The 24,475-nt window shown below is 45.2% G+C and carries 25 protein-coding genes and 1 pseudogene; 14 read left to right on the top strand and 12 right to left on the bottom strand.

Annotation, left to right across the window (positions count from 1 at the left end):
- Positions 1 to 173 precede the first annotated feature (173 nt).
- A complete protein-coding gene (locus FR741_RS15605) occupies positions 174 to 1,322 on the top strand; it encodes a GGDEF domain-containing protein (protein ID WP_048625526.1) in 1,149 nt (382 codons plus the stop codon).
- A gap of 3 nt (positions 1,323 to 1,325) precedes the next feature.
- Here FR741_RS15605 and FR741_RS15600 read toward each other — a convergent pair whose 3' ends face one another.
- Complete coding sequence (locus FR741_RS15600; protein WP_041853103.1) at positions 1,326 to 1,607, bottom strand: hypothetical protein; 282 nt, start codon at positions 1,605 to 1,607, stop codon at positions 1,326 to 1,328.
- 131 nt (positions 1,608 to 1,738) lie between these two features.
- On the bottom strand, positions 1,739 to 2,023 hold the full coding sequence (ppnP, locus tag FR741_RS15595; RefSeq protein WP_005392006.1) for a pyrimidine/purine nucleoside phosphorylase: 285 nt from the start codon (positions 2,021 to 2,023) through the stop codon (positions 1,739 to 1,741).
- A 326-nt stretch (positions 2,024 to 2,349) separates the two neighbouring features.
- Here ppnP and FR741_RS15590 point away from each other — a divergent pair, with 326 nt between their 5' ends.
- Positions 2,350 to 2,853, top strand: coding sequence for a DUF2850 domain-containing protein (locus tag FR741_RS15590; protein ID WP_104972159.1), 504 nt, complete (start codon positions 2,350 to 2,352; stop codon positions 2,851 to 2,853).
- A 369-nt stretch (positions 2,854 to 3,222) separates the two neighbouring features.
- The gene (locus FR741_RS15585) at positions 3,223 to 5,769 is read left to right on the top strand and encodes a glycosyl hydrolase family 18 protein (protein ID WP_167427142.1); all 2,547 of its coding nucleotides are present in this window, start codon (positions 3,223 to 3,225) and stop codon (positions 5,767 to 5,769) included.
- 174 nt (positions 5,770 to 5,943) lie between these two features.
- On the opposite strand, the gene FR741_RS15580 is transcribed toward FR741_RS15585, so the two are convergent.
- Both FR741_RS15580 and FR741_RS15575 read right to left on the bottom strand, forming a co-directional pair.
- Positions 5,944 to 6,801: an alpha/beta fold hydrolase gene (locus FR741_RS15580; protein ID WP_074190254.1), complete on the bottom strand. Its 858-nt coding sequence runs from the start codon at positions 6,799 to 6,801 to the stop codon at positions 5,944 to 5,946.
- A 129-nt stretch (positions 6,802 to 6,930) separates the two neighbouring features.
- Positions 6,931 to 7,521 (bottom strand): TetR/AcrR family transcriptional regulator, encoded by a 591-nt coding sequence (locus FR741_RS15575; RefSeq protein WP_005392013.1) that lies wholly within the window; start codon positions 7,519 to 7,521, stop codon positions 6,931 to 6,933.
- 252 nt (positions 7,522 to 7,773) lie between these two features.
- Between FR741_RS15575 and FR741_RS15570 the strand changes: the two genes are divergently transcribed.
- Both FR741_RS15570 and nhaD read left to right on the top strand, forming a co-directional pair.
- The gene (locus FR741_RS15570; RefSeq protein ID WP_167427141.1) at positions 7,774 to 8,799 is read left to right on the top strand and encodes an acyltransferase; all 1,026 of its coding nucleotides are present in this window, start codon (positions 7,774 to 7,776) and stop codon (positions 8,797 to 8,799) included.
- 420 nt (positions 8,800 to 9,219) lie between these two features.
- Positions 9,220 to 10,650, top strand: a complete 1,431-nt coding sequence (gene nhaD / locus FR741_RS15565; RefSeq protein WP_167427140.1) for a sodium:proton antiporter NhaD — start codon at positions 9,220 to 9,222, stop codon at positions 10,648 to 10,650.
- 37 nt (positions 10,651 to 10,687) lie between these two features.
- Here the strand turns inward: nhaD and FR741_RS15560 are convergent, their stop codons facing one another.
- Positions 10,688 to 11,083 (bottom strand): GFA family protein, encoded by a 396-nt coding sequence (locus FR741_RS15560; RefSeq protein WP_167427139.1) that lies wholly within the window; start codon positions 11,081 to 11,083, stop codon positions 10,688 to 10,690.
- Positions 11,084 to 11,284: 201 nt separating this feature from the next.
- On the opposite strand from FR741_RS15560, the gene FR741_RS15555 reads away from it, so the two are divergent.
- Positions 11,285 to 11,893 (top strand): YitT family protein, encoded by a 609-nt coding sequence (locus FR741_RS15555; RefSeq protein WP_006740933.1) that lies wholly within the window; start codon positions 11,285 to 11,287, stop codon positions 11,891 to 11,893.
- A 79-nt stretch (positions 11,894 to 11,972) separates the two neighbouring features.
- Here FR741_RS15555 and FR741_RS15550 read toward each other — a convergent pair.
- The 3 genes and pseudogenes from FR741_RS15550 to FR741_RS15540 all read right to left on the bottom strand — a co-directional run bounded on the left by FR741_RS15550 (position 11,973) and on the right by FR741_RS15540 (position 14,725).
- Positions 11,973 to 12,791: pseudogene (locus FR741_RS15550) on the bottom strand (hypothetical protein).
- Between the two features lie 87 nt (positions 12,792 to 12,878).
- The gene (locus FR741_RS15545) at positions 12,879 to 13,361 is read right to left on the bottom strand and encodes a methylated-DNA--[protein]-cysteine S-methyltransferase (RefSeq protein WP_167427138.1); all 483 of its coding nucleotides are present in this window, start codon (positions 13,359 to 13,361) and stop codon (positions 12,879 to 12,881) included.
- Positions 13,358 to 14,725 carry an AlkA N-terminal domain-containing protein gene (locus tag FR741_RS15540; protein ID WP_167427137.1) on the bottom strand — a complete coding sequence of 456 codons (1,368 nt, stop codon included), beginning with the start codon at positions 14,723 to 14,725 and terminating at the stop codon, positions 13,358 to 13,360. Before FR741_RS15540 ends, FR741_RS15545 begins: the two co-directional genes overlap by 4 nt.
- 194 nt (positions 14,726 to 14,919) lie before the next feature.
- Here FR741_RS15540 and FR741_RS15535 point away from each other — a divergent pair, with 194 nt between their 5' ends.
- From FR741_RS15535 to FR741_RS15525, 3 genes are all read left to right on the top strand, one after another.
- Positions 14,920 to 15,123, top strand: a complete 204-nt coding sequence (locus FR741_RS15535) for a hypothetical protein (RefSeq protein ID WP_017633816.1) — start codon at positions 14,920 to 14,922, stop codon at positions 15,121 to 15,123.
- 325 nt (positions 15,124 to 15,448) lie between these two features.
- Positions 15,449 to 15,892 carry a DoxX family protein gene (locus FR741_RS15530; protein WP_006740929.1) on the top strand — a complete coding sequence of 148 codons (444 nt, stop codon included), beginning with the start codon at positions 15,449 to 15,451 and terminating at the stop codon, positions 15,890 to 15,892.
- A 9-nt stretch (positions 15,893 to 15,901) separates the two neighbouring features.
- Positions 15,902 to 16,597, top strand: a complete 696-nt coding sequence (locus FR741_RS15525; RefSeq protein ID WP_167427136.1) for a pirin family protein — start codon at positions 15,902 to 15,904, stop codon at positions 16,595 to 16,597.
- A gap of 79 nt (positions 16,598 to 16,676) precedes the next feature.
- Here FR741_RS15525 and FR741_RS15520 read toward each other — a convergent pair whose 3' ends face one another.
- A complete protein-coding gene (locus tag FR741_RS15520; RefSeq protein ID WP_046875618.1) occupies positions 16,677 to 17,570 on the bottom strand; it encodes a LysR family transcriptional regulator in 894 nt (297 codons plus the stop codon).
- A 148-nt stretch (positions 17,571 to 17,718) separates the two neighbouring features.
- Between FR741_RS15520 and FR741_RS15515 the strand changes: the two genes are divergently transcribed.
- Positions 17,719 to 18,072, top strand: coding sequence for a DUF413 domain-containing protein (locus tag FR741_RS15515; protein WP_005392041.1), 354 nt, complete (start codon positions 17,719 to 17,721; stop codon positions 18,070 to 18,072).
- A gap of 152 nt (positions 18,073 to 18,224) precedes the next feature.
- Here FR741_RS15515 and FR741_RS15510 read toward each other — a convergent pair whose 3' ends face one another.
- On the bottom strand, positions 18,225 to 18,476 hold the full coding sequence (locus tag FR741_RS15510; RefSeq protein WP_005392042.1) for a DUF3081 domain-containing protein: 252 nt from the start codon (positions 18,474 to 18,476) through the stop codon (positions 18,225 to 18,227).
- Between the two features lie 374 nt (positions 18,477 to 18,850).
- Between FR741_RS15510 and nagB the strand changes: the two genes are divergently transcribed.
- A complete protein-coding gene (nagB, locus tag FR741_RS15505) occupies positions 18,851 to 19,651 on the top strand; it encodes a glucosamine-6-phosphate deaminase (protein WP_006740926.1) in 801 nt (266 codons plus the stop codon).
- 91 nt (positions 19,652 to 19,742) lie between these two features.
- Here nagB and FR741_RS15500 read toward each other — a convergent pair whose 3' ends face one another.
- Entirely contained in the window at positions 19,743 to 20,609 is an 867-nt protein-coding gene (locus FR741_RS15500; protein ID WP_167427135.1) for a glycerol kinase, read from the bottom strand.
- A gap of 157 nt (positions 20,610 to 20,766) precedes the next feature.
- Positions 20,767 to 21,993, bottom strand: a complete 1,227-nt coding sequence (gene gltS / locus FR741_RS15495) for a sodium/glutamate symporter (protein WP_167427134.1) — start codon at positions 21,991 to 21,993, stop codon at positions 20,767 to 20,769.
- Positions 21,994 to 22,408: 415 nt separating this feature from the next.
- Between gltS and FR741_RS15490 the strand changes: the two genes are divergently transcribed.
- Genes FR741_RS15490 through FR741_RS15480 form a run of 3 tightly spaced genes read left to right on the top strand, consistent with a single transcriptional unit; the run spans position 22,409 to position 24,464 of the window.
- Complete coding sequence (locus FR741_RS15490; protein ID WP_005392046.1) at positions 22,409 to 22,780, top strand: GntR family transcriptional regulator; 372 nt, start codon at positions 22,409 to 22,411, stop codon at positions 22,778 to 22,780.
- The gene (locus tag FR741_RS15485; protein ID WP_048625518.1) at positions 22,777 to 23,634 is read left to right on the top strand and encodes an ABC transporter ATP-binding protein; all 858 of its coding nucleotides are present in this window, start codon (positions 22,777 to 22,779) and stop codon (positions 23,632 to 23,634) included. The genes FR741_RS15490 and FR741_RS15485 overlap by 4 nt, the downstream gene beginning before the upstream one ends.
- On the top strand, positions 23,634 to 24,464 hold the full coding sequence (locus FR741_RS15480; protein ID WP_145472476.1) for a hypothetical protein: 831 nt from the start codon (positions 23,634 to 23,636) through the stop codon (positions 24,462 to 24,464). Before FR741_RS15485 ends, FR741_RS15480 begins: the two co-directional genes overlap by 1 nt.
- Positions 24,465 to 24,475 lie beyond the last annotated feature (11 nt).

The following is a 24,475-nucleotide window of genomic DNA, read 5'->3' as shown; positions in this document are numbered from 1 at the left end:
TCCGCCATGGAAAAATTTATAAGCTTGTGTTGTGCTTTGAGCACTCTCACCAAACCACATTTCTAGGCCCATACTAAAAATGACTGACATCACATTTGGAAACTTTGTTGTTCTATTTATCGCTAAAATACCGCCTAGAATAAGCGTACACGTTAATTAAGTAAGGATACGTAATGTCGACATTGGCTGGAGCACGCTTAGAGGAAATGGCGGATATCCGCTCAACAAGAAAAAAGAAAATTGTCTTTTTATGCTCCAGTATCGCCGCGGCATGTTTAACTTATGGCTCCATTGCTCAATTGTTTGAGGATAATTGGGGATTAAGCTTTTTCCATGCTCTGTGTGCCTTAGCCTGTTTAGGTATCAGTTATGTGATAAAGGTTCAACGACATCATCAATATGCCGACCTATGGCTGAGTGCAGTTTTGATGTTCGAAGGGTTATTGCTACTTCTGTATAACGATGCCCCCTCAGGCAAACTACTATGGCTATACCCTATTGTCGCCACTCTGGTGCTGATCAATGAGTTTAAAGTCGGTCTGCTGTTTAGTGGCACCTATATCTTACTGATCTTTTTTGGCGTCGTTTTTTTAGATCGGCTACCAACAGCCAGTGACATCATAGAACGACGATTTATGCTGACCCTGATAGCAACTGCATTTGTGTGTCACACATTCTCGTATTACTACACAAAAGTCCTCAACTACATTCAAACACTTTATCGTGAAGGGATTGAAGAGTTGGCGTATTTTGACCAACTCACAGGGCTTGCCAACCGCTGGAGCTTTGAAACTTGGGCGCGAGCAAAGCTCGATGAGATCAACCATTCATCTGATGACAGCATCACTGCTCTGGTCTTCCTAGATATTGATAACTTCAAACATATTAACGACACCTACGGACACGATATTGGTGACCAAGTGCTTCAAGCCTTTGCAACTCGATTAAAAAACAATGTTCGCCATAAAGACAGAAAAACCGACAAACACGACTACTCCATCGCTCGATTTGCGGGCGACGAGTTTGTGCTCATGCTGTACGACATAAACAGTAAAGATGACCTCGACAGCATTTTGAAGCGTATTGTGAATCTATTCCCAAAAGGCTACCGAAGCTACGATATGATTAACGAGTTAACAATGAGTGTGGGCGCTGCTATCTACAAACAAGATGCGAAGGATTTATCTGAATTGACTCGGTGCGCAGATAAAGCAATGTATGCGGCTAAACACACAGGGAAAAACCAATACGCGTATTACGAACACTGCAATACCGAAGAGAAGTCAGCCTCTGAAACGCCGGCTGTGTCAGAAGCTTGCTAACGGTTAAGCGAATACATGCATCACCCATAGCCCCAGCACCAGAAATACGATTAGCCACACAGCTTGCAGCACTCTGCTCGGCTTATCTTGCTGGCGACCGAATTGGCCTTTAAACGCACGGTCCTTCACTTTGCCCATTAAGCCTTTTCCTAGAGCACGTCGATAGAATTCACGTCTCTTATGGGCTGCATTGGCGACCTCGGTAAAACGATGTCTTTGCTCATTGGTGAGATCTTTGTCCTCGTAACGAGGAGGGAGATCAGAATGCTTGCGTTGTACTGCCATCACTTCCTCCCTGGTCGATGGGTACATTTTTATTAAGTATATACCCAAATAACCAAAAGATGCGTTATAAGTGAAGGACATAGACGAAAAAACCACCCGAAGGTGGCTTTGTTACAGGCAAAAAGGACGCTTTAGAAGTACTCACATAAATACGCAGTCGCGTCTTTCACTTGAAGTTCAAATGAGGAGTTCCCTTCCACTTCAAAAAACTCACCACTTTGGTAAGTCGTCCAATCACTCTCGCCGACACGCTTGACCACAAGTGCACCTTTTACAACCGTCATACGCTCAGGCGCTTGAGTGCCGAACGTGTATTCACCAGGAAGCATTACACCAACGCTAACGTCCTGATCATTCTGGTTAAAGCCTAGTGATTTTACACTACCTGCAAAATAGCTATTTTCCTTAATACTCATTATTGGTTTCCTTATCAAAAGTCCGCTCTTTTTTACCTTGTTTCTTCCTGTTACTCAAGCTCTGAAAGCCATTAAGCTCAACGTTATAAAGCACATCCTTTGCTACTGAGCGAGGCCACCTTTTTCTAGGCTTAACCAGACGACGTAATTAGTGAGATAAAGTCGGTGAATTAGTTAACGCTAGCAAACAATAAAACCATCAATAAGAGTGTATCCGAATGTAAAAGTGGACATTAGATCATAATTTCTTAGTCTTAATGGCGGGATTGTTTGTTTTTGAGAAGGAAGGTTTCCACCATATTAAAAAAGGGAAGAAAAGTAGACCAATGACGGACTCAGCTCGCCGAAGGCGGAAAACAAGACAGGAACCAAAACTTTCATTTTGGGCTCGCCACCAATCCAAAGTCCTCAAAAGCACATTTGCCGTTTTTGGGGTGGGTCTTTTGACGTTTTTCAGCTATCAAATCCACCTATCCTATCAAGACCATATTGACCCGGAAAAAGTCTACGGCGAGTGGATTGAGATCGGCGCGCCACCCTACCAAACAGAACGTCTGACTTTCACAGAGGATGGGGTATATCGAAACCATCGACTCATCACGACAGAATTTGAATTCGATGGAAAGGTCATCACGTTGAACACTGGATTAGGAAAAACCGCGTACCAGATCTCGGGCTCTCACCTTTCACCTCAGATTCGCCGTATTGAGCCTCTTATTCCAGATCAACGATTCATCCGTAAGGGATTTGAGCATACCGTTCAAGGCTCAGAAACCGGAGCGGCTTCAAAACGTCGCGCTGCATTAAGTGAACATTTCAGCCGTGACTAGCACGTCTTCACGGCTATTTCTCCTTTCAATTCTCTTTCTACTTCGATGAAACAAAACCTTAATAAACAATGAAATAAGGTGTTCATCGCATTTATCACACTCGCTACTGAGTAAACAATAATTTTAGTTTCTGCTGAGATTTTATAAATTATTGACTCAGTCTGACACTTTCTGTGTAACAGAGTGCGAGTTTTAGTTAAGTTCTCTCAAGTGCCTCGAAAACCGTCTTAATTTTTTTTGACGAAAAAAAACTCTCTGAAATGCTGAGTGTGATGCTTTTGCACATGGAGTAAATCCAATCATCTTATCTGGTGCAAGAGCAGCCTATGTTCTAGGTAGAACATGAATCCAAGGATTGAGAGAGAAGTTATGATTCGATTTAACCTATGTGCAGCTGGCGTTGCTTTAGCACTATCAGGTGCTGCAGTTGCGGCTCCAACCGCGCCAAGTATCGATATGTACGGTTCCAACAACCTTCAGTTTTCTAAAATTGAACTCGCGATGGAAACCACGTCAGGCTACTACGACATGGTGAAATACCATGAGCAAGCGAAGATCACTGTTAAGTTTAACCAGTGGAGTGGCACGCCAGGTGATACTTACAACGTCTATTTTGATGGTGCAAAAGTAGCAACCGGCCCAATCACTGGTAGCCAAACAACAGCGACATTTGAATATGGTCAGGGCGGCCTATACCAAATGGAAATCGAGGCGTGTGATGCGACAGGTTGTGCGAAAAGCGCACCAGCTGAAATCACGATTGCAGATACCGATGGTTCTCACTTGAAGCCACTGACGATGAACGTTGATCCAAACAACAAAACGTACAATACCGATCCAAGCGTCGTGATGGGTACGTATTTTGTTGAGTGGGGCATCTATGGTCGTGACTACACGGTCGATAACATGCCAGTCGACAACTTGACTCACATCCTTTACGGTTTTATCCCAATTTGTGGCCCAAATGAGTCTGTGAAGTCTGTTGGCGGCAACAGCTTCAATGCACTACAAACCGCTTGTACAGGCGTGCCTGACTACGAAGTCGTGATCCACGACCCTTGGGCCGCTTATCAAAAGAGCTTCCCACAAGCTGGTCATGAATACAGCACACCTATCAAGGGTAACTACGCAATGCTAATGGCATTGAAACAACGTAACCCTGATCTAAAAATCATCCCATCTATCGGTGGCTGGACGCTGTCTGACCCATTCTTCGATTTCGTAGACAAGAAAAACCGAGACACATTCGTCGCATCGGTTAAGAAGTTCCTGAAAACTTGGAAATTCTACGACGGTGTTGATATCGACTGGGAATTCCCTGGTGGCGGCGGTGCAGCCGCGGATAAGGGCGACCCTGTAAACGATGGCCCTGCTTACATCGCACTGATGCGTGAATTGCGCGTAATGCTTGATGAATTAGAAGCTGAGACAGGCCGTACTTACGAGCTAACGTCAGCTATCGGTGTCGGTTACGACAAGATTGAAGACGTAGACTATGCAGATGCGGTTCAATACATGGACTACATCTTCGCGATGACTTACGACTTCTATGGCGGTTGGAACAACGTTCCTGGTCACCAAACTGCGCTTTACTGTGGTTCATTCATGCGCCCTGGTCAGTGTGACGGTAGTGGCGTTGATGAGAACGGCGAACCGTACAAAGGTCCTGCTTACACAGCAGATAACGGCATCCAGCTTCTTCTTGCTCAAGGCGTTCCTGCGAACAAGCTAGTACTTGGTACAGCAATGTACGGTCGTGGCTGGGAAGGCGTAACTCCAGATACGCTCACTGATCCAAACGACCCAATGACAGGTACTGCTACAGGTAAACTGAAGGGCAGCACAGCGCAAGGTGTTTGGGAAGATGGCGTAATCGACTACAAAGGCATTAAGTCATTCATGCTAGGTGCAAACAACACTGGCATTAACGGCTTCGAGTACGGCTATGATGCACAAGCAGAAGCACCATGGGTGTGGAACCGCACAACGGGTGAGTTGATCACATTTGATGACCATCGCTCAGTGCTAGCAAAAGGTAGCTACGCTAAGTCTCTAGGTCTAGCGGGTCTATTCTCTTGGGAAATCGACGCGGATAACGGCGACATTCTCAACGCAATGCACGAAGGTATGGCTGGCGGTGTAGTTCCTCAACCAAACCGTAAACCAACCGCAGCTGCTGGCGCAGATCAATCTGTAACTGGCCCAGCAAGTGTGGTTCTAGATGGTAGCCTATCGAAAGACTCTGACGGTACTATCGCGAGTTACGCGTGGGAACAAGTATCTGGTACAGCAGTGGTACTAGCAGGCGCAGACACAGCGAAAGCAAGCTTTGATGCAGCAGAGGTTACTGTTGAGGAGCAATTAACTTTCAAGCTGACAGTGACTGACAACGAAGGTGCAACGGCATCTGACCTTGTTGTAGTAACTGTGAAGCCAGCAGGTGTGGTTGACCCAGCGAACAATGCGCCAGTAGCGCAAGTTGTTGCTCCAGCAACAGCAAACGCTGGTGACGTTGTGGTTGTAGATGCGTCAGCCTCTAGCGATGCAGACAACGATACTCTTACTTTCAACTGGACGCTGCCTCAAGGTTTGAACGCAACGGTTGAAGGTTCTAAAGTAACTTTCACTGCTGCTGAATACCCGCAAGACACTAGCCTAAGCTTTACCGTAAGTGTGAGCGACGGCAAAGCGTCTTCAACGGCAAGCGCAACTGTTGTTGTTGCACAGCATACCACCGATCCAAACCCAGGCACCTGTGACAACGCATGGGATGCAAGCGCAGTGTACACAGGCGGCAACCAAGTCACTCATGCAGGTAAAACTTGGGAAGCGAAATGGTGGACTCAGGGTGACGATCCTAGCCAATCTGGCGAATGGGGCGTTTGGAAAGAAGTTGGCGTAGCTAACTGTAACTAAGCCCAACCTTGCAGACTTTCTGTAAAGTTAACGATCAAAGGACAGCTTCGGCTGTCCTTTTTTGTTTTTATCTCATAACGAGAAAGGCGATACCATAGACGAAAAACAATCCGAGGTATTGCTTTCAAATCGAATTAGCCCAAAACGGACCGAGCCAATTAGCAAGCATGAAGATTACCAAGCACGATCGAGTAAACGGTCAAAACTACTGAAGACTTGTGCACACTTCATCACTCGGCCATGGCCTTGACCTTGCGTTGTCACTAACTCAACATTTTCAATCTCTTCAGCGGCTTGTGCAGAGATACTGTACTTAGTGAACTTATCCTGCTCATCATGAACAATGATGGCTGGAGACGAGCGCTCAGCCAAACGCTTCAGCGGATCAATTGACTGTAATGGGTAACCAAATTGATCTTCAACTTCAGAAACTACGGCATTAAAAAGCTTCATCGAATAACCTGAACGCGCAATGCTACCGAATAGGTTCTCTACGTAATTCAATACCGGTGCAATAAGCAGTAAAGGCTTGTTTTCTAATTTGCTATGTCGGCACTCAAGAGCAGAAGCGGTGCCCATGCTGTGCCCAACTAGACCAACAATATCGTCTACCGTATCTAACACATCTTCTAACCCTTTGACAAAACCCGGAATGTGCCCATACTGCCCTTCACTCTCACCATGTGCTGGATGATCGTATGCCAAAGCGGTGAAACCTTTCGACGCAATATGTTCCATCAACGGATAAAACTGACTTGCGGTGCCAGACCAACCATGAGTTAACACCCAAATAGGTCCAGAGCCCAAAGTGTAGGTTTTGATAATGCCTGCATGCCCTTTAATTTCACCTTTGGCAAGTCCTTGAGGTTCGGTGTTTTTAGGTGCTGTGCGAGCAGGTGTCAGGAGCAACTTACGCGCGGTATTCTTTGCATGGGAAGGGGCCAGCGTATGGTGTAAACGCGTACTGATGTTCACCAAACTGCGCTTAATACTGAAACGTTGCGATGTATTAAAGTAAATTTTTTCACTCATGATTATGTCCTTAACTATCAGCTACGCACAAAAATAGAACGGTCGTGCTTTTTATGCTGATAAGAAAGAGCGAACTCAGCCGCTCTTTATGATTTTATGTCTACAAATCTGGAAAGCGAATAACTGGTATCAGCCTTTCCAGCGAGAAAATAAGTTGTCGATCCCTTGCCAAAACAGGCGCAAGCTTTCTTCCTCACCTTTAATTGAGTAAAAAACATGCGCACTCAAATAAAGACCGTATAAATCAAACGTTGCTTGGCGTGTATCTAAGTCTGCTGCAAATTCTTGCTTCTCTTTGCCTTTCGTTATTTGGATCTCCAAATAGCTCAGCCAAGTGTCTATGGATTTACGCAGTCCGGCCTGAAGTGGGCAATCTTTATCTGCCGTGTCATTCCAAGCGTCTAGAAACATACAACTTCCTTGAAATGCGTGGTTCCAAGTCATCCAAGAGTCGAGCAACCCTCGAATTTTACGTTCGATATTGCCATCCCCTGCTTCACGAACAGGCTCAATAACTCGGGCGGCGAACACTTTATTGGCGTGCTCCAATACCGATAGTTGTAAATTCAACTTCGAATTGAAGTGGGCAAACAGACCACTTTTCGACATACCGCATTGCTTGGCTAACTCACCAATCGTAAGACTTTCTAATCCGTCTTCGCTGGCGATCTCAAAAGCCCGTTGCAGAATAAACTCTTTTGTCACTTTTCCTTTTTGCATAATCTTATTTTTAGCACGATCGTTCTTTTTTGCAATCTAGAGTTAACTGGTCTAACCATACATTAGTGTCATTTTCGACTCGCTAATCACGTATTGAGTTGGTTAATGGGTTAATAATTAAGAAGTTTGAAGTAAGTCTTAAATTTAAACACAGCTTCAGTGTAAGCGCGAGTCTGTTGACTTTTTCACGCATTAATTCAGCCACAACCTGCTACTTTCACCTAAGTTTTTTTTATTTAGGTAAGTAATGTAATGGCAAAGAAACAAAAAATAGCCAGCTTAGAGTTTGCGCGTATTATTGCGATGTTTGCAATTATAGGATTGCACTGCCAGATGGCCCTGACATACTGGCAATGGGATGGAATACCGTGGGTTGGCTATATACTCAACCAATTGGCTCGTTTTGCTGTGCCACTGTTTTTTCTCATTTCTGGTTATCTTATCCAGCCCAAGCTAAGCCGCGCACCTATCGAAACACTAAAAAACTACGCCAAACCACTGATGAAGGTTTGGCTCATTTGGAGCGTGATCAGTTTATTGATGCCATTCCAGTGGCAAACTGTCGCTGAGGCGGGGTATCTCGCCGAAAGGCAGGGCTACTGGGGCTACTTAATGTCGACCCCGCTCAATTCACTCGTCGAAGGCGGGCTCGTTCACCTGTGGTTTATTCCAGCTCTGGTTATTGCCGTTGCCTTAATTGCCTTCCTCGTGCATATCAATATGGCTCAATTGGTACTGCCAACCGCCGTATTGCTATACATATACGGCGTGTTTGCTGGCAGTTATTCGACCATTACCGACCTGCCAGCGCCTTTCTTTACTCGTAATGGGCCGTTTTTCAGTACGTTGCTGGTAACACTGGGTTATCTAGCACGAGAAGAACAGTGGCGATGGTCGCGAAACAATACGATTCGATGCATTCTTCTTGGTATGGCGCTGCACTTTGGTGAAGCTTATTGGCTAATGCAACACGAGGTCGCTTTTAATTCTCACGACTTCCTGTTTGGTACTGTTATCTGGGCCCTGGGTGTCTTTATGTGGCTCTTAGTCCACCCACATTTTGGCGATATGCCTTGGGTATTCAAACTATCTCCTAGCGTGTTAGGCATTTATGTTAGCCATCTGCTTGTGATAATTATAATGATGAATGTCGCTGGATTTATCGGGTTGCAACACCTCGCGAAAGACGCATTTATTTATCCTGCAACGATTGTCGCAACCATAATACTTATGAAAGCAATTGAGGCTTCGCCGTTGAGAAAATGGCTGCTGCGCTAAATCCATTCAGCGCTCGATATAGCTAGCTCTAGCTCAAAAGGGTTAGAGCTAGCCAGTTAAAAATGAGATTTCTCTCTCACTGACCAATTTTTGACTTTCTAATCCTTCAGAATTTGCCGTCACTCACAAAAAACATTGTTCATTTCCTTTAAATTGGCTCGACTATTACAACATTGCTCATTAAACGGAGGCTGTATGTGGGCAGGTCAAGGACTCGTTCCTTTTTTAGAGATTAGCCATTGGTTAACTTACGGTTTGTATGCCGCTGTGGTTTTATTTGGCGCAGCAAGCATTGCGTCACTCAGAAAATAGTGGCGCACACTATCATTTCCTAACTCCTACTGTTAATTCGAGCTCTCTCACAACTAACTCATTAATTTGTGGCTAATATTTCTCCAACCAGACAAAGGAGAAATGTCTATGCCAATCTATCCAATTGTAGCTTTCTGCTGTTTGTTGTTCTCTAGCGCCACCTTTGCTGCCCCCACCAATGAACTGAACCTTGTTAATTCTGGTGTTGGTTACGCGGCTCTCATTATCTTTTCGATTGCTTACATACTGGTTATGTTGGAAGAGTATCTGAAAATGAGAAAATCCAAGCCTGTGCTGCTCGCTGCAGGGTTAATTTGGATTCTAATTGGCTACACCTTTGCTCAACACAACCAGCCAGAAATCGCCAAATCCGCACTAGAGCACAACTTGTTGGAATACGCGGAACTGCTGCTGTTTTTGTTAGTAGCGATGACTTACATCAATGCTATGGAAGAGCGCAAACTCTTCGATGCCTTACAGGCGTGGATGGTCGGCAAAGGCTTTGGCTTCAAAAAGCTGTTTTGGCTGACGGGGTTTATCGCCTTTATTATTTCACCGATTGCCGATAACTTAACCACAGCCCTCTTGATGTGCGCTGTGGTGATGAAAGTCTCTGGTGATAATCCTAGATTCGTGAATCTTGCCTGTATCAACATTGTTATCGCTGCCAACGCTGGCGGTGCATTCAGCCCGTTTGGTGACATTACGACCCTGATGGTGTGGCAAGCCGGGCATGTCAGCTTTGCTGAATTCATCCCGTTATTCGTCCCGTCACTGGTGAACTATTTGGTTCCTGCGTTTTTGATGTCACTCTTTGTTCCAAACACCAAACCGAATACGATTCACCAACACGTAGAACTGAAACGCGGCGCGAGACGTATTGTCGCACTATTCATTCTGACGATTGCCACCGCAGTCTCTTTCCACGCTTTACTGCACTTCCCACCCGTTATGGGCATGATGATGGGCTTGGCTTACTTACAATTTTTCGGCTACTTCTTACGCCAAACACTCAAACATTCCTTGGCAAAAAAAGCGGCCATGGCAATTGCCAATGGCGACGATCACGCATTAAAACGCTTAGGTTCAGTCGTTCCGTTTGACGTGTTCCACCGTGTATCTCGCGCAGAATGGGATACCTTGCTGTTCTTCTACGGCGTAGTGATGTGTGTCGGCGGTTTGAGCTTACTTGGCTATCTCGAACTGGTTTCAAACGTCATGTACAACCAATGGAACCCTGTCTGGGCCAACGTGATGGTTGGTGTTCTATCTGCCATCGTCGATAACATTCCGGTTATGTTTGCTGTACTGACTATGGAACCAAGCATGTCGATGGGGAACTGGTTACTTGTCACATTGACTGCGGGTGTGGGGGGCAGCTTGCTTTCAATTGGCTCTGCGGCAGGTGTCGCATTAATGGGAGCCGCGCGTGGTCAATATACCTTCTTTGGCCACCTAAAATGGGCTCCCGTCATCGCCTTGGGTTATGCCGCCAGTATTGCAGTGCACTTGTGGATGAATAGCGGTTTATTTACCTAAAAGCACCGTGAGTCAGGCGCTTAACTTGCGATATAACCTAACTGTCGGATGGATGGTTAACGCCATCCATCACTTCGATAGTTCCCAATTCATATGGGTTGACGCCCTCTAAACAGCCGACATTATAGCCGTACTCACTCGGGTCAGAGCGACGCTGATGGTGCGTATAAATACCACATTCGCCACAGAAAAAGTGCTTCGCTGTGCGAGTGTTAAATTGATACAGCTTCAAAACGTCTTCGCCTTGCACGATACGAATACCATTCAGAGGCACAGATGCCACAATCGCGCCGCGACGTCGACACATGGAGCAATCACATCGTCTCGGCTTCTCAATACCATTAGGTAATGCAAGTTCCAGCTCAACTTTTCCGCAGTGACAACTCAGTCGATGTAATGCGTTGATTTGGGTAGTGCCGACTGTCTTAATCATAACTTTTCCTTGTTGTTTTTCTACCTGTGTACATTATGTTAAACAGGCTAGCATCAGCACAATCTTGTCCAAAAACTCGACATTCATCACTTTTCGCGACATTTTATTGGCCGATTTGTTAGTTGCTATTTTGGCAACTGTTTATCGCGTTGGATGGACGTGTTGTCTCCGGCGCGTTTTTTAAACCAAGGAAAAAATTTTATGGATAAAGATCATAGCCTAAGAGAGAACCTCTTGGCTCTGACGCTCGGCAGTGCGTTAGTGTCGCTTGGGGTAATATTTTTCAGCAAAGTAGGATTGCTCACTGGCGGTACGGCTGGTTTGGCGATCTTCCTTACCAAAGTGAGTGACTTCAGCTTTGGTCAGATATTTTTCGCTCTCAACCTCCCTTTTTATATTTTGTCTGTAATGCGCATGGGATGGCGCTTCACCATTAATACCTTCATTGCGGTCTCGATTGTTTCTTTTGCGGTCGATCATCTGCACCATGTGATTGAAATTTCACGAATCGAACCTTTCTATGCAGCACTTCTAGGTGGTGGGTTAATTGGAATAGGTATGTTGGTGATTTTCCGCCACAAGATGAGTTTAGGCGGTTTTAACATTTTAGCGTTGTACCTTCAGGAACGTTTTGGGATTCGAGCAGGTAAAGTTCAGATGGCACTCGATTGTGCCATCGTAGTGATGTCGCTGTTCATTGTGGATGTGCACCTTATCGCTCTATCCGTCCTAGGTGCCGTGGCGACAAACTTGATTTTGGCGATGAACCATAAACCAGGACGATACCAGGCAAAAGCGCAAATAGCTTAATCAACATCGTGTAATGAGTGAACTTACAAAATATGAGCCCCGAGCCATTCGCTCGGGGCTTTTTTATTCAACGTTGAGATCATGTCAACGAACTCGTTGTGCAGTATTGCTGCATCCCCACATCCACTTGAGCTTTATATTTCTGGCTAAGATGGAAGTGCACTTGCATCAGCAAATCATGCGCATGGAACAGCTCAAACGCGTCACCACCATTTTGCTGACAAATGGCTTCGCAGCGCTCGGCATGCTGCTTGGCTTGTCCGGCTTCACCCGCTTTGAGTAAACTCATCGCTAAGCGATACTCAGCACGTTCTTCTTGCATCCAACCACCCGCCACTTTCTAGTAATCCAACGCGAGCTTCGCCGCTTCTAGCATCCTCGATTTTTCCACATCCGTGCGCTCAGCCAGCGCTTCATACTGGCACGCCAAGTTGTTTGCTGTGATTGCGATAGAGCGCGCTAGCGGCCCTTCAGCATCTTGTGGTGTCATACCTAGCGCGGCTTTCGCCAGCCATTGGCTCGCCAGTTCAAGCTGAGCAAGCGCAGACAGTTCATTCGAAATCAAAGCGTAAACTCGTCGTTGGTCTTGCTCTTCCAATAATTCCATATTGACAGTGCCATCTACGAAGTAGCGCGCAACGGCAATATTGCGTTGCAATGCCGAACTCTCGGCAACCTTGCGTTCATCAAAGCGCTCTAAACAAGCAAGAAACGGTTCTGGACGCTGGAGGTGCCCAATCGCGGTGTGCAGCATCAATGCGAATATTCGCTCGATGTGGTTAACGTTTTCCACCTCACTCAGAGCCGTTTCCAATTGAGCATAAGTTTGTTCGGGCTGTGTTTCGTGATGCTGCCAACACTCACTCATGAATGCATCAAAATCCGTTTTGAAAGGCATGTCCTTATTATCCTTTTTCTATTCGTATAACGAATATGAAACTCTACACTATCGTTTCCCCTGTGTAGCACGCTTGAATCGCCTCACTTAAAGCGGTGTACCTTGCTCCAACGCAAGTAAACGTTGCTTGCGCTCTACTCCACCAGCATACCCTGTCAATTTACCGCTTTTGCCAATAACGCGATGACAAGGCACCACGATAGAAATAGGATTTTTGCCGTTTGCCAACCCAACAGCGCGCACAGCTTTAGGGTTGCCAATCGCGTTGGCGAGCTCTTGATAGCTCCACGTCTCGCCGTATGGAATGGTCGTTAGTGCCTGCCAAACTTGATTTTGAAAATCCGTGCCTGTAGCCGCCAAAGGCAGCTCAAATTCATTACGTAGGCCAGAAAAATATTCATTCAACTGGGTAACAGCTTGGCGCAAAATCGGGTGTTGATCGTCTCGCGCTCCCAGTTCACTCGGCTTAGTGGTGCATGTTTCAAACCAAATGCCAAGCAAGCCCTCAGTGTTAGATTGGATGGTCACCGTTCCTAATGGGCTCGGCATTTCGGTATAAAATGTTTTCATGATTGATTCCATAAGTGAAACGTCGCGTAGCTTCCCCAAGGGGCCGCAGTGTGCGTATTCAGTGATGGGTAACGCTGCATCGCCTTTTTCACCACTAAGTCTTTATCTAAAAAGCAATCGGGTTGAGATTGCCCTCGCAGTTGAGCATAACTGACTGTCCAAGGTCCAATGCCTTTCAAGGCTAGCCACTGCTGGGGGTCGGCTTCTGAGTTGTCCTGCATGAACTGGGCGAAGCGCACTAGCGTCTCTTTACGGCTTTGCGGCATGCGCAAAAAGCTCACGTCGGTATTCGCTATCGCATCTGGTGTCGGGAAAAAGCGTTTTTCTGACTCTCCACTAAGTGTGGCCACCAATAAGTTAAGTTGACCAATCGCCGCTTTGACCGACACTTGTTGGCCTAAAATCGCTCGAACTCCAGCCTCCCATGCATTCCATACACCAGGAATCCGAATACCTTTACTCGACACAAGCCCCGGTGCAACATAATCCAAATGCTGCTCAACAGTACAAATATCGGCGTCAAGATCGAACATACGACGAATGTCAGACACCAAGTTTTGCAGCTTCGTTACGTCTTCAATTTCAAACGCTAGCTCTAGGTACCCTTCACCTTTGGTTGCTTTAAACCACGCTTTACTGGTATCCAGACAAACGTTGCGCTGATAACTCTCATCACTCACCAGCTCAACCCCCTCAATCGCTCGTAAACGGTAGAAGTCCAACATGTGCTGCCAATTCAATTCACCTCGATAAGGCAAGGCAATTCGATTGCTACCCATACCGTCAAACTCTTTGCGACGGACTTGAGAAGGCGTCAGTTTGAGAAACTTTTGGAAAGCATCGTTAAAACGACGCGTACTGTTAAAACCAGACGCAAACCCCACTTCGGTGACCGATATAGAACTGGAATGAAGTAACTGTTTGGCGAACATTAATTGTTGATATTGCGCATACTGCTTGGGTGACATGCCTAGATACTGCTCAAACAACATACGTAAGTAACGATCCGAAATCCCAACACGCTCTGCTAGCTCAGACACCGAGTGGTGATGCAGCTCCCCTCGATCAATTAACGAAATCGCTCGTTGAAAGGTCGTTTCTACGCCTTTCCATGCCCAAGAACCCGGCGCGCTATCAGGTCGACAGCGCAAACATGGACGGTACCCCGCTTGGAGAGCTTGCGCTTTATCGGTGAAGTACTCTACATTTTCTTCTTTAGGTAAATTAGCCGGACAAATTGGGCGACAAAAGATCCCCGTTGTTTTCACTGCCACATAAAATCGCCCATCAAAGCGGCTGTCTCGCGCAACTCGCGCCTTATGACACTGCTCGAAAGTCAGTGAGGTATGGGGGTGAATAAACATAGTGCTTTCCTTGCTCATGCCTTTTGTCATTTATTGTTCATAGGCATCGTTCAATATAATGTTATTGTAGCTTGCTTAAGCGCCTACCATTAGCCATTTTCGGAACTCAATATTGAGATTTATTGGCATTAGCGCTTTTGTACACTAAAGTTAGATTCAGAACATCACAACAACGTCGGCTAAAGGGAATTGGCATGGACTTACACACTTGCGTAATTGTACTAAGAAACCAAAAGGTTATTACCAGTAAATCCGTAGATCATTCAATTGGAATTATCGAACGAGACTCAGATAACGAGATCTCAGAAATTCAAATTAATGCCACGGATGGGCGTAATATTCGAACCTATCACTACAACAATGTAGAGGAGTCACTAGAGAGCTTAATGAACCTCTGACGGTTTTCTTTAACACACCTTTCTCCCTTGTTAATAGCGAAAGCAATAGAGCACAGCAACCTGTGCTCTTTTTTTGTTTAACAGCAAAAATGTTTATCGAAAATAATGATGGAACCTGATTTAAAACACGACAAAACTGGCATAAAAAACTCATAAAAAACACTCAAGCAACTGATTAAAAATAACAAAAATCCATTATTCAATTTTTTAGAACGAGTTTATCAAAATACTCCCGTTATTTTTATTCTCACCGCCACCTAAACTGTTCTCAACAGCACGGGAGCACACGCTTCCCACTCATTGAAAAGAGTCAGAGGACAGAATCATGAAAGCACTATTACAGAAAATCACCACTTCAAACGCAGGTTACAGCGCACTATCACTTCGCATTCCAATCGGCATTATCTTTATGGCGCACGGCGCACAAAAACTGTTTGGTTGGTTTGGTGGCTATGGGTTAGAAGGTACAGGTCAGTGGATGGCATCCATCGGTTTAGGTCCTGGCGTGCTAATGGCATTCCTTGCTGGCAGCGCAGAGTTCTTTGGCGGCTTGTTCATCTTGCTTGGCCTACTAACTCGCCCAGCAGCCGTTGCTTTAGCGTTCACGATGGTGGTAGCGATATTCTCCGTCCACTTTGAAAACGGTTTGTTCATGGCAAACAACGGTTACGAGTTTGGCTTAGCTTTACTGGCAGCAAGTGTTTCACTGGCGTTTTCTGGCGCAGGTAAAGCAGCATTAGATAACTTCTTAAACAAAAAGCTCTCTTAGGGAGGCCTTATGATTACGGTAAGACTTGCAGCAGACCGAGGTCGAGCAAACTTTGGTTGGCTTGATAGCAAACATACGTTTTCTTTCGGTAGCTATTACGATCCTCAACATATGGGCTTTTCTGAATTGAGAGTCATCAATGACGATGTAGTCCAACCTGGCGCAGGTTTTGATACACATGGCCATCGTGATATGGAGATCATCAGCTATGTGCTGGATGGTGTTATCGCGCACAAAGACAGCGAAGGTAACGTGAAAACATTACCTGCTGGGGAATTCCAACTCATGTCGGCAGGGAAAGGGATTTACCACAGTGAGTACAATGCGTCGAACCGCGACACGCTGCGCTTTCTACAAATTTGGATTCAGCCAAATACATTTGGAACCAAACCAGGTTATCAGCAAAAAGATTTTGGTCGCACGCCTGGATTAACAACTATCGCGACTCCAACAGGAGAAAACGGTACGCTACTTATTAAGCAAGATGCCACATTACATCAGTTAATTCTTGAACCAAATAGCGAACTTAACTTTGAAATAGAATCGGGTAGAAACTTATTCGTTCACCAAGTAACGGGGAGCCTTAGCATCGACAATACCACCTTGACGGCAGGCGACGGCGCGAAGATCGAACAGCAAAGTAAGGTTGTTTTACGCAATACATCAAACGAGAGCACAACCGCCCTGCTATTTGACTTGCCATAACTATCGATTCATCGAGATAAAAAAAGCCGCCTGGATCTTCCAAGGCGGCTTTTTAATTTCTCTGAGTCTTCACTCAACGCTATTCGTCGGAAATACCGGAACCAATTTGCTGAAAACTGTAAGCTGTCAGTGGATCAATCTCTTTAACAATTTCTTCCACTTGCTTAATCGCGTCTACAGACGAGCTAGCTTTACGATAGCTCAAATAGATAGGGCGACACCAATCTTCTACGCCAGACACCTTGTGAAGCTGCCCATTGGCGATAAATGGCTCTACCAGAGAGATGGGTAAGTAAGCGGCACCGCCCTTCTCCAAAATAAAGTCCAATGCTATACGCGCCGTTGACGTGCGCAGATACGGAGCCGGGATCTTAGGGTGACGTTCAGAATGTTCTGATGAGAAGCGCGTTCCCCAATCCACATACACGTATTTGTTTTCAAAAACGGTGTCTAAAGAGTCTTTCTCAGTCGATACCAGAACGAGAACAACATCAGCCACTTTTTTGCAGTTAAGCTCATCAGCTTTGATTTGGTCGAACGCAAATGCCATATCTAACGTGCGCTCTAGCAAGCTTCGACTGAGCATTTCCCGCCCCATCACTTCTGCCATAAAACCATAACCACCAAATGAATCTGTGACGACACTTAAACAGTTCTGCAAGTAGGCGTCCCAAATATTTGGCGTACCGCCTAACGTTAATTGCAGCGCTTTGCCATCTTCAAGCGATAACTCTAGCTTCGCTTGTTGCAATGTGGTGACCATCACCTCTGCATAACTGATTAAGCGCTCACCTGCAGAGGTCAACTTTATGTTATTTCGATCACGAATAAACAATTGCGTATCGAAGTAACTTTCCAATTGTTTGATACGTGCGCTCACTGCAGCTTGGGTAATATAAAGATTCTCAGCGGCGCGTCCGAAGTGACGAACCCTTGCCAGCTCTAAAAATGTTCGAAAGACTTTTACATCCATAAACCATCTCCTGGTTAATATAAAACCAGATTAACAACTAATTAAAATCATGACGACAAAAAAGTTTTGTTTTTCTTTTGTTAGCTTTACGCCTAATTTTCGCCGTAGTTCACTACATTCATCAATAACGGTTACAGAGGCTGTTGACATGTCTGACACTGAATTCCGTCATGGCAAAAAACGTTTTTACGACAACGTAAAATTCCCACGCGGCTTTGCAAAGTCTGGCGATTTTACTCTCTCGGAAGAGGAAATCCTAACAATTTATGGGGATACTATGCTTGGCTTAGAGTCAGGCGAATTAACACCTGAAAATAGCGAAGAGAAACACTTCATCAAGGTGCTAGAAAACCCAGGCAAAGCAAAAACAAAACTTGAGCGTACGTGGCTAAAGTACACCCAACTTGCTCGTGGTCGCAAGCGCTTCCACACGCTAAATGGTCGTAATAAGCCTGACGCGACAGAAGATTACATTGAAGAGAGTTTGGTCGAAGACGATTAATAACCAAATAAACTAATTCTCGCCTTTTTCTAGCAGTAGGTAATAGGCGAAAGCTCGTTTGGTTTGACTGAGCGAGCAAAAACAAGCTCATTTCTTCTCCTAAAGCCCAAGGGCGCGTTCTCCCAAGGGCTTTTTTAGTATTTAGTGCTAGTCTACTTTGCAAGCATCGCGATCTTTTTCAAAAAGCTCTCTTTCAAGTGCTCTTGGTCGTACTCCAATTGATAGGTATTGTGGAAGCCAACCTTTAGCTCAACACCATTCCCTCGTAAGAAAACGTTGTACCCGTCGTAATCGGAAAACGCTTCTACACCTTCATACATTTTGCCAAATTCGGTTGGTGTACCGTTGTTCATCACACATTCGTAAGCCTGTAGTACTTTGCTCGGATCTAACTCATTTTTCATACCGAATTCCTCACTGGTTTACACATTTCAATTATGGTTAAGGAATGAGCGTCGTGCCATGTCCATCCCATAATATTTGAAGTTCGTGTGCGGTTTCACACTCTGTAGGTTGTTAAAAAACAAGGTTAAGTGCGAAGACAGAACTTAATTTAGATCATAAATTTTATCTATCAATTCGTCAGTTTCATAATGCAATTTCTTTGTAAAAAATCGGCTTATAAAAGCATTTAGATATAAAAACAGTCGATAAAATCAACACTGGTTAAAGAAAAAGCAAAATTTTGACCTAAAACAATAGCAGTTCGTCATTACTTATTTTATAATGCGAATTAATGTTTCGGTACATCGTAAATTCCAATAACTAGGGGCACAAAATGAGACTTATCCCGTTAACTCGAGCAGCACAAGTAGGTAAGTGGGCAGCTGCGCATATCGCTAAGCGTATCAACGACTTTAAACCTACTGCTGAGCGTCCATTCGTTCTGGGTCTACCAACTGGTGGCACTCCTCTAGCAACCTACAAAGCCCTAATCGAGCTTTACCAAGCCGGCGAAGTGAGCTTCAAAAACGTCGTGACTTTCAACATGGATGAGTACATTGGCATCCCTGCAGATCACCCAGAGTCTTACCGCTCGTTCATGTACAACAACTTCTTTAATCACATTGATATCCAAGAAGAAAACATCAACCTACTGAACGGTAACACTGACGATCACGACGCAGAATGTAAGCGTTACGAAGACAAAATTAAGTCTTACGGCAAGATCAACCTGTTCATGGGCGGCGTGGGTAACGACGGTCACATCGCGTTCAACGAGCCAGCGTCATCTCTTTCTTCTCGTACTCGCATCAAGACACTGACTGAAGACACTCGCATTGCGAACTCTCGCTTCTTTGACGGCGATATCAACCAAGTGCCTAAATACGCACTGACTATCGGTGTGGGTACACTGCTAGACGCAGAAGAAGTGATGATTCTGGTAACAGGTCATAACAAAGCTCAAGCACTTGAAGCAGCAGTAGAAGGTTGTGTAAACCACCTATGGACGGTTTCTGCACTTCAACTTCACCCTAAAGCAGTGATCGTATGTGACGAGCCAGCTCAACAAGAACTGAAAGTGAAGACAGTGAAGTACTTCTCGGAGCTAGAAGCGGAAAACATCAAAGGTTTTTAATCCATAGAATGACAGCCTAGATGCACGCTAAAAATACGAAACCCGTGATCAATCACGGGTTTTTTCTTATCTGAACAGCGGGCTTAAGTCGTTAATAAGCTTTAATACCAAACTGACGAAGACGCTTAGGCAGCACTTCATCTAACTTGTCTAGTTCACTCGGTTCGACTTCGATAAGGTTAAAATGATGCTGCTCATAAACAGTACGAATGGTCTCACGGTCAGCCTCAGCCATCTCCCCAGTATCACTTCCCCAAAACTGTAAATAGACTTTACCGCCTGGCAAACAAAAATCACTGGTGACATCTTGGTCAATCGGCAGCTGACGTTCATAAGCGTGCACCACACCAGCCAAGTACAGCCAGTTGTCGATGAGCAACTCTCCCTTAGAGCGCACGTAATGCCCATCTAATGTTCGGTGTTTGGCTTCAAACTTTTGGCGAAAGCTTGAGTACGATTTATCCGTGGAGTGTGACTCCGCATCTTGCCCTAAAAATTCAATGACAGACTGCTTAAGACGCTTATTACGCAGCACCACATCGTGCCATACGACAAAGGTATTTTTTGTCTCTTTATCGGTTCTTTGCTGGCCACCAGCGCGTATACCAGCTTCAGTGACACTCCAACCTTCTTCAGATTTGGCGATCCACCCCAACTCACTCAACAGTTGGTTCATGCGCTTCGCATTCAGTTTCAGCTTTTCACCCAGCTGCGTGGCGCTTAATGTTTTCCCTGAGCTGGAAGTCAGCTCAATATGTAAATTGGTCGGCCAGACGATGAACTGGCCAAATTTAGGGTGATCCACATACTCGCCGCCAAACTTGGCGCCTTCTTCCGTCAGAATCCATTTTTCGTCTTGGCGAACAATGTAGCCAGCACGTTTGAGATCGGCAAACAACAGCTTGGCTTCAACCTTACGCATTTTCGCTAATGCCGACGTCGATATTTTTTCAGACATGTGGGTACCTCATGCTGCTGTAAAACTGAACACTATGTCATCATAGTAACGTATTGATTTCACGGCTTGAAGTCAGAGAAACAAGATTTCGTGTTACAAATAACAAAGCCAATCTCAAGGGACTGGCTTTGTTATGTTAAGTTGAAAGAAGCGGGGGCTATTTAATAAAAGCAATACAGCCTTGCAAAATCACTAAGTTCACAATGTCGATGAAGAATGCACCGACAATTGGTACCACCATAAATGCTTGTGGTGATGGACCATAACGACTCACGATAGAGCCCATATTCATGACCGCAGTCGGTGTGGCACCTAAACCGAAACCACAATGTCCACTGGCGATCACCGCGGCATCGTAATTACCGCCCATCATGCGAAATGTTACGTAATAAGTGAACACCGCGAGTACGGCAGACTGAATAGCAAGAATAATAAGGAATGGGATCGCAAGATCAAAGATATTCCACAATTTCAAGCTCATCAGAGCCATGGCAAGGAACAGCGATAGCGAAACCGTACCAAGAATATCAACGGTTTCTAAATCAACCTTGCGCACCTTGGTCACTTCCATGATGTTGGTGATGACAACACCAATAAACAGCGCATAAACAAAATCTGGGATCATCAACCACTTGATGCCAAAACTGCTCACCCAACTCTCCAGATAGCTCGCGCCTGTCACGCAAAGCAAAATAATGGATAAGCTTTCTACAACTCTTTTCGCCGTGACACGATCTTCTTCATGTTCGTTATAGGTCACCAATTCAGGGAAACTCTGATGACTTTGGTTGGTGCGTCCGTATTCCGATTCTAAGTTGTGCTTGTTGAGTAACTTTTGCGCGACAGGACTGCCAATAATCCCGCCCATGACCAAGCCAAACGTAGCAGAAGCCATCGCCACTTCTAGGACATTGTGCAAACCATACATTTCTTGAAAAGTTTGCGACCACGCCGCACCAGTTCCATGTCCGCCAGAAAGCGTAATAGAGCCGGCGATCAACCCCATGAGTGGATCTAACCCCAATGCGGTTGCTAAGGATACGCCGACCGCATTTTGGATAAGAATGTAGACCGATGCCACAACAAGGAAGATGAAAACCTTCGCACCGCCTTTAATAAGTTGGGTGTAATTCGCGGCTAAGCCAACCGTCGCAAAAAACATCAGCATAAAGGTGTTTTGCAGTGGCAAATCAAATGATACATCCACACCATTTAAGTGCATCGTCGTGATCACGCAAGCCACAACTAGACCACCAACAATTGGCTCTGGGATATTGAATTTCTTTAAGGTTGGTAATTTGGTGTTAATGAACTGCCCTAAAAATAACACGCAAATTGCGACGAGAAACGACTCTTGTGGGCCGATAGATATTACCTGATTCATGAGACCTCTTTACTCTCCTCTTTCTCATTCATTGAGCAAGCGCTCAACGTGAGATAGGTGCCTAAGTCAATCAGATTGCCTCTCGAACCTTTTGTTTTCTAGGGTGTATTTGCCACAAATTCTCATCAAGTAAGAAATTGATTTACCCAAAATCCCACTGATTATCATTATATGAGAATACCAATACCAAGCTGGTGGTAAATGCCTTGATTGGATTAGAAAGATAACACTTCTCAACTTATGAGAAGTGTCTAATTTATGTTCACAATAAAGTCTTCAAAATAGCTATCACATAGGTAGATAGTTAGGGAAAGCGAAGGCTGGTACATACGCTTTATTTTAAATTATTACTTTCTCTCCGGCACACTAGGTGTTATACCTATATATAACACCATTTCAGCCAAGAGATTCACTCATGACCAATTGGCATGATCGCCAACCGATTTTTCGACAGTTGGCTGACCAGATCACTCAACAAATACTGCAAGGTATCTGGCAAGAAGGCGATGCTCTGCCCTCTGTTCGTAGCATCTCTGCGGATATGAAAATTAACCACCTCACCGTCATGAAAGGCTATCAATTACTTGTTGATGAGGGATTAGTGGAGAAAAAACGCGGTCAAGGTATGTTTGTCGCTTCAGGGGCAAAACTAAAATTGCTCGCAGACGAGAAGGCACGTTTTCTTCAACAACAAATTCCGCAGATAGCCGACACAATACAGCGTCTGGATATGTCACTCGACGAATTCATTCAACAACTAAAACCACACTTGAAAGGTGACCAATGAGCGCATTAGTCAGTGTAAACAACGTCTCCAAGCAATATCAGCAACAAGGAGAAGCACTGCATGAAGTGAGTTTCGACCTACATGCAGGACAAGTACTTGGCTTACTCGGCCATAATGGCGCAGGTAAATCAACGCTTATTAATGCCCTACTCGGCGCACATGAATATCAAGGCACTGTTCGTATCAACGGATTTGAACCCATTATGCAACGCGACAAAATAATGCGGAGCTTATCCTATATCTCGGATGTGAACGTTCTGCCAGATTGGATGACTGTCGCTCAACTGCTTAACTATACCGAAGGCGTGCATCCAGGGTTCAATCGCGCTCAAGCAGATACGCTGCTTCGTCAAACGGACATCAAACCTCGTGCGCGCATCAAATCTTTATCCAAAGGGATGAAGGTGCAATTGCACCTCGCGATTGTAATCGCGACTAACACCCAAATCCTCATATTGGATGAACCGACACTCGGGTTAGATCTCGTGTATCGTGATACGTTTTATCGTCACTTATTGGAATGGTTTCACGACGGCGAGCGCGTGTTGATCATCGCCAGTCATGAAGTATCAGAGATTGAGCACTTACTGACTGATGTGCTGATTCTCAAGCATGGCCGCCCTGTACTACAAACCTCGATGGACAGTATCAGTGAAGACTACTTTATCCTTGAGGCCAGCGACGAATACCGCACACAAATTGAAGCGATGAACCCACTCTCGTCACAAAAAGGGCTCGGTTCAACGAAATGGTTACTCACTGCCCAGTATGCCCAACAAGCAGAAACAATGGGGGCCATCCATGGGGTGAAGTTAGCGGATCTATTTTTAGCATTGCAGAAGGAGGCAGCGTAATGCGTTCAGTTGTCGCGATGTTGCAAAAAGAGTGGTTAGAAAACCCTCTTGTTTTACGTATTCCACTGTTTGTGTTGGCATGTGGACTTATCCTCTTTGTCAGTTTAATGAGTAACGACACTCTACAACACAATATGTTTTTTCAAATGAGCTTTGGTGGTGATGTTAGTGACATTCACAAAGAGCTTGGTGACGATGTAAACATGTTGATTACCGGCGGTGCGGGACTGCTGTCTATCTTGTTAGCCGTTCAATACTTCCCGAGAACACTGCGCAAAGAGCGCGCAGAGGGCAGTATTATGTTTTGGCGCAGTATGCCGGTCAGCGATATAAAAACTCACTTAGTGAAGCTAGGGTTTGGCTTATTGGTGATTCCGCTCGTTTGCTCGGCGCTTGTGCTCGCAGCAGATTTGATGTTGTGGTTGCTGAACATCTCTACCGATCACCAATTGGCTTTATTGTACCGCCAAGCCTCGTTAGGTTACGTGCTGCTGCATTGGGGAGAGTTTTTAATCAGAATGTTGTTCGCCGGTATTCTACTGTTACCGTTGGCATTAACCGCAATGGCTATTTCTCAGAAAGTGAATTCACCACTGGTCATTTTGTTTATCGCCATTTATGCGCTGCGCTGGATGCCAATCGCACTATTTGGCTATTACGGCCTAGATCAGTTCTTCTCCGAAGTGCTTTACCTTCCACTGCACGCCATTGTTGCACCAAGCCCATTGAATGCAATTCCTCAAGCGGGTTGGTTAAACGTTGGCATTTACGCTTTCATCGGCGTTCTTGGTTGGACAGCTAGTCTCAAGTTCAGCCGAACCATTCAATAATCCGTCGTTCG

Origin of the sequence: Vibrio diabolicus (genome assembly GCF_011801455.1) — a bacterium.
GTDB classification, from domain to species: Bacteria; Pseudomonadota; Gammaproteobacteria; order Enterobacterales; family Vibrionaceae; genus Vibrio; species Vibrio diabolicus.
This window is presented reverse-complemented; position numbering and strand designations above follow the sequence as displayed.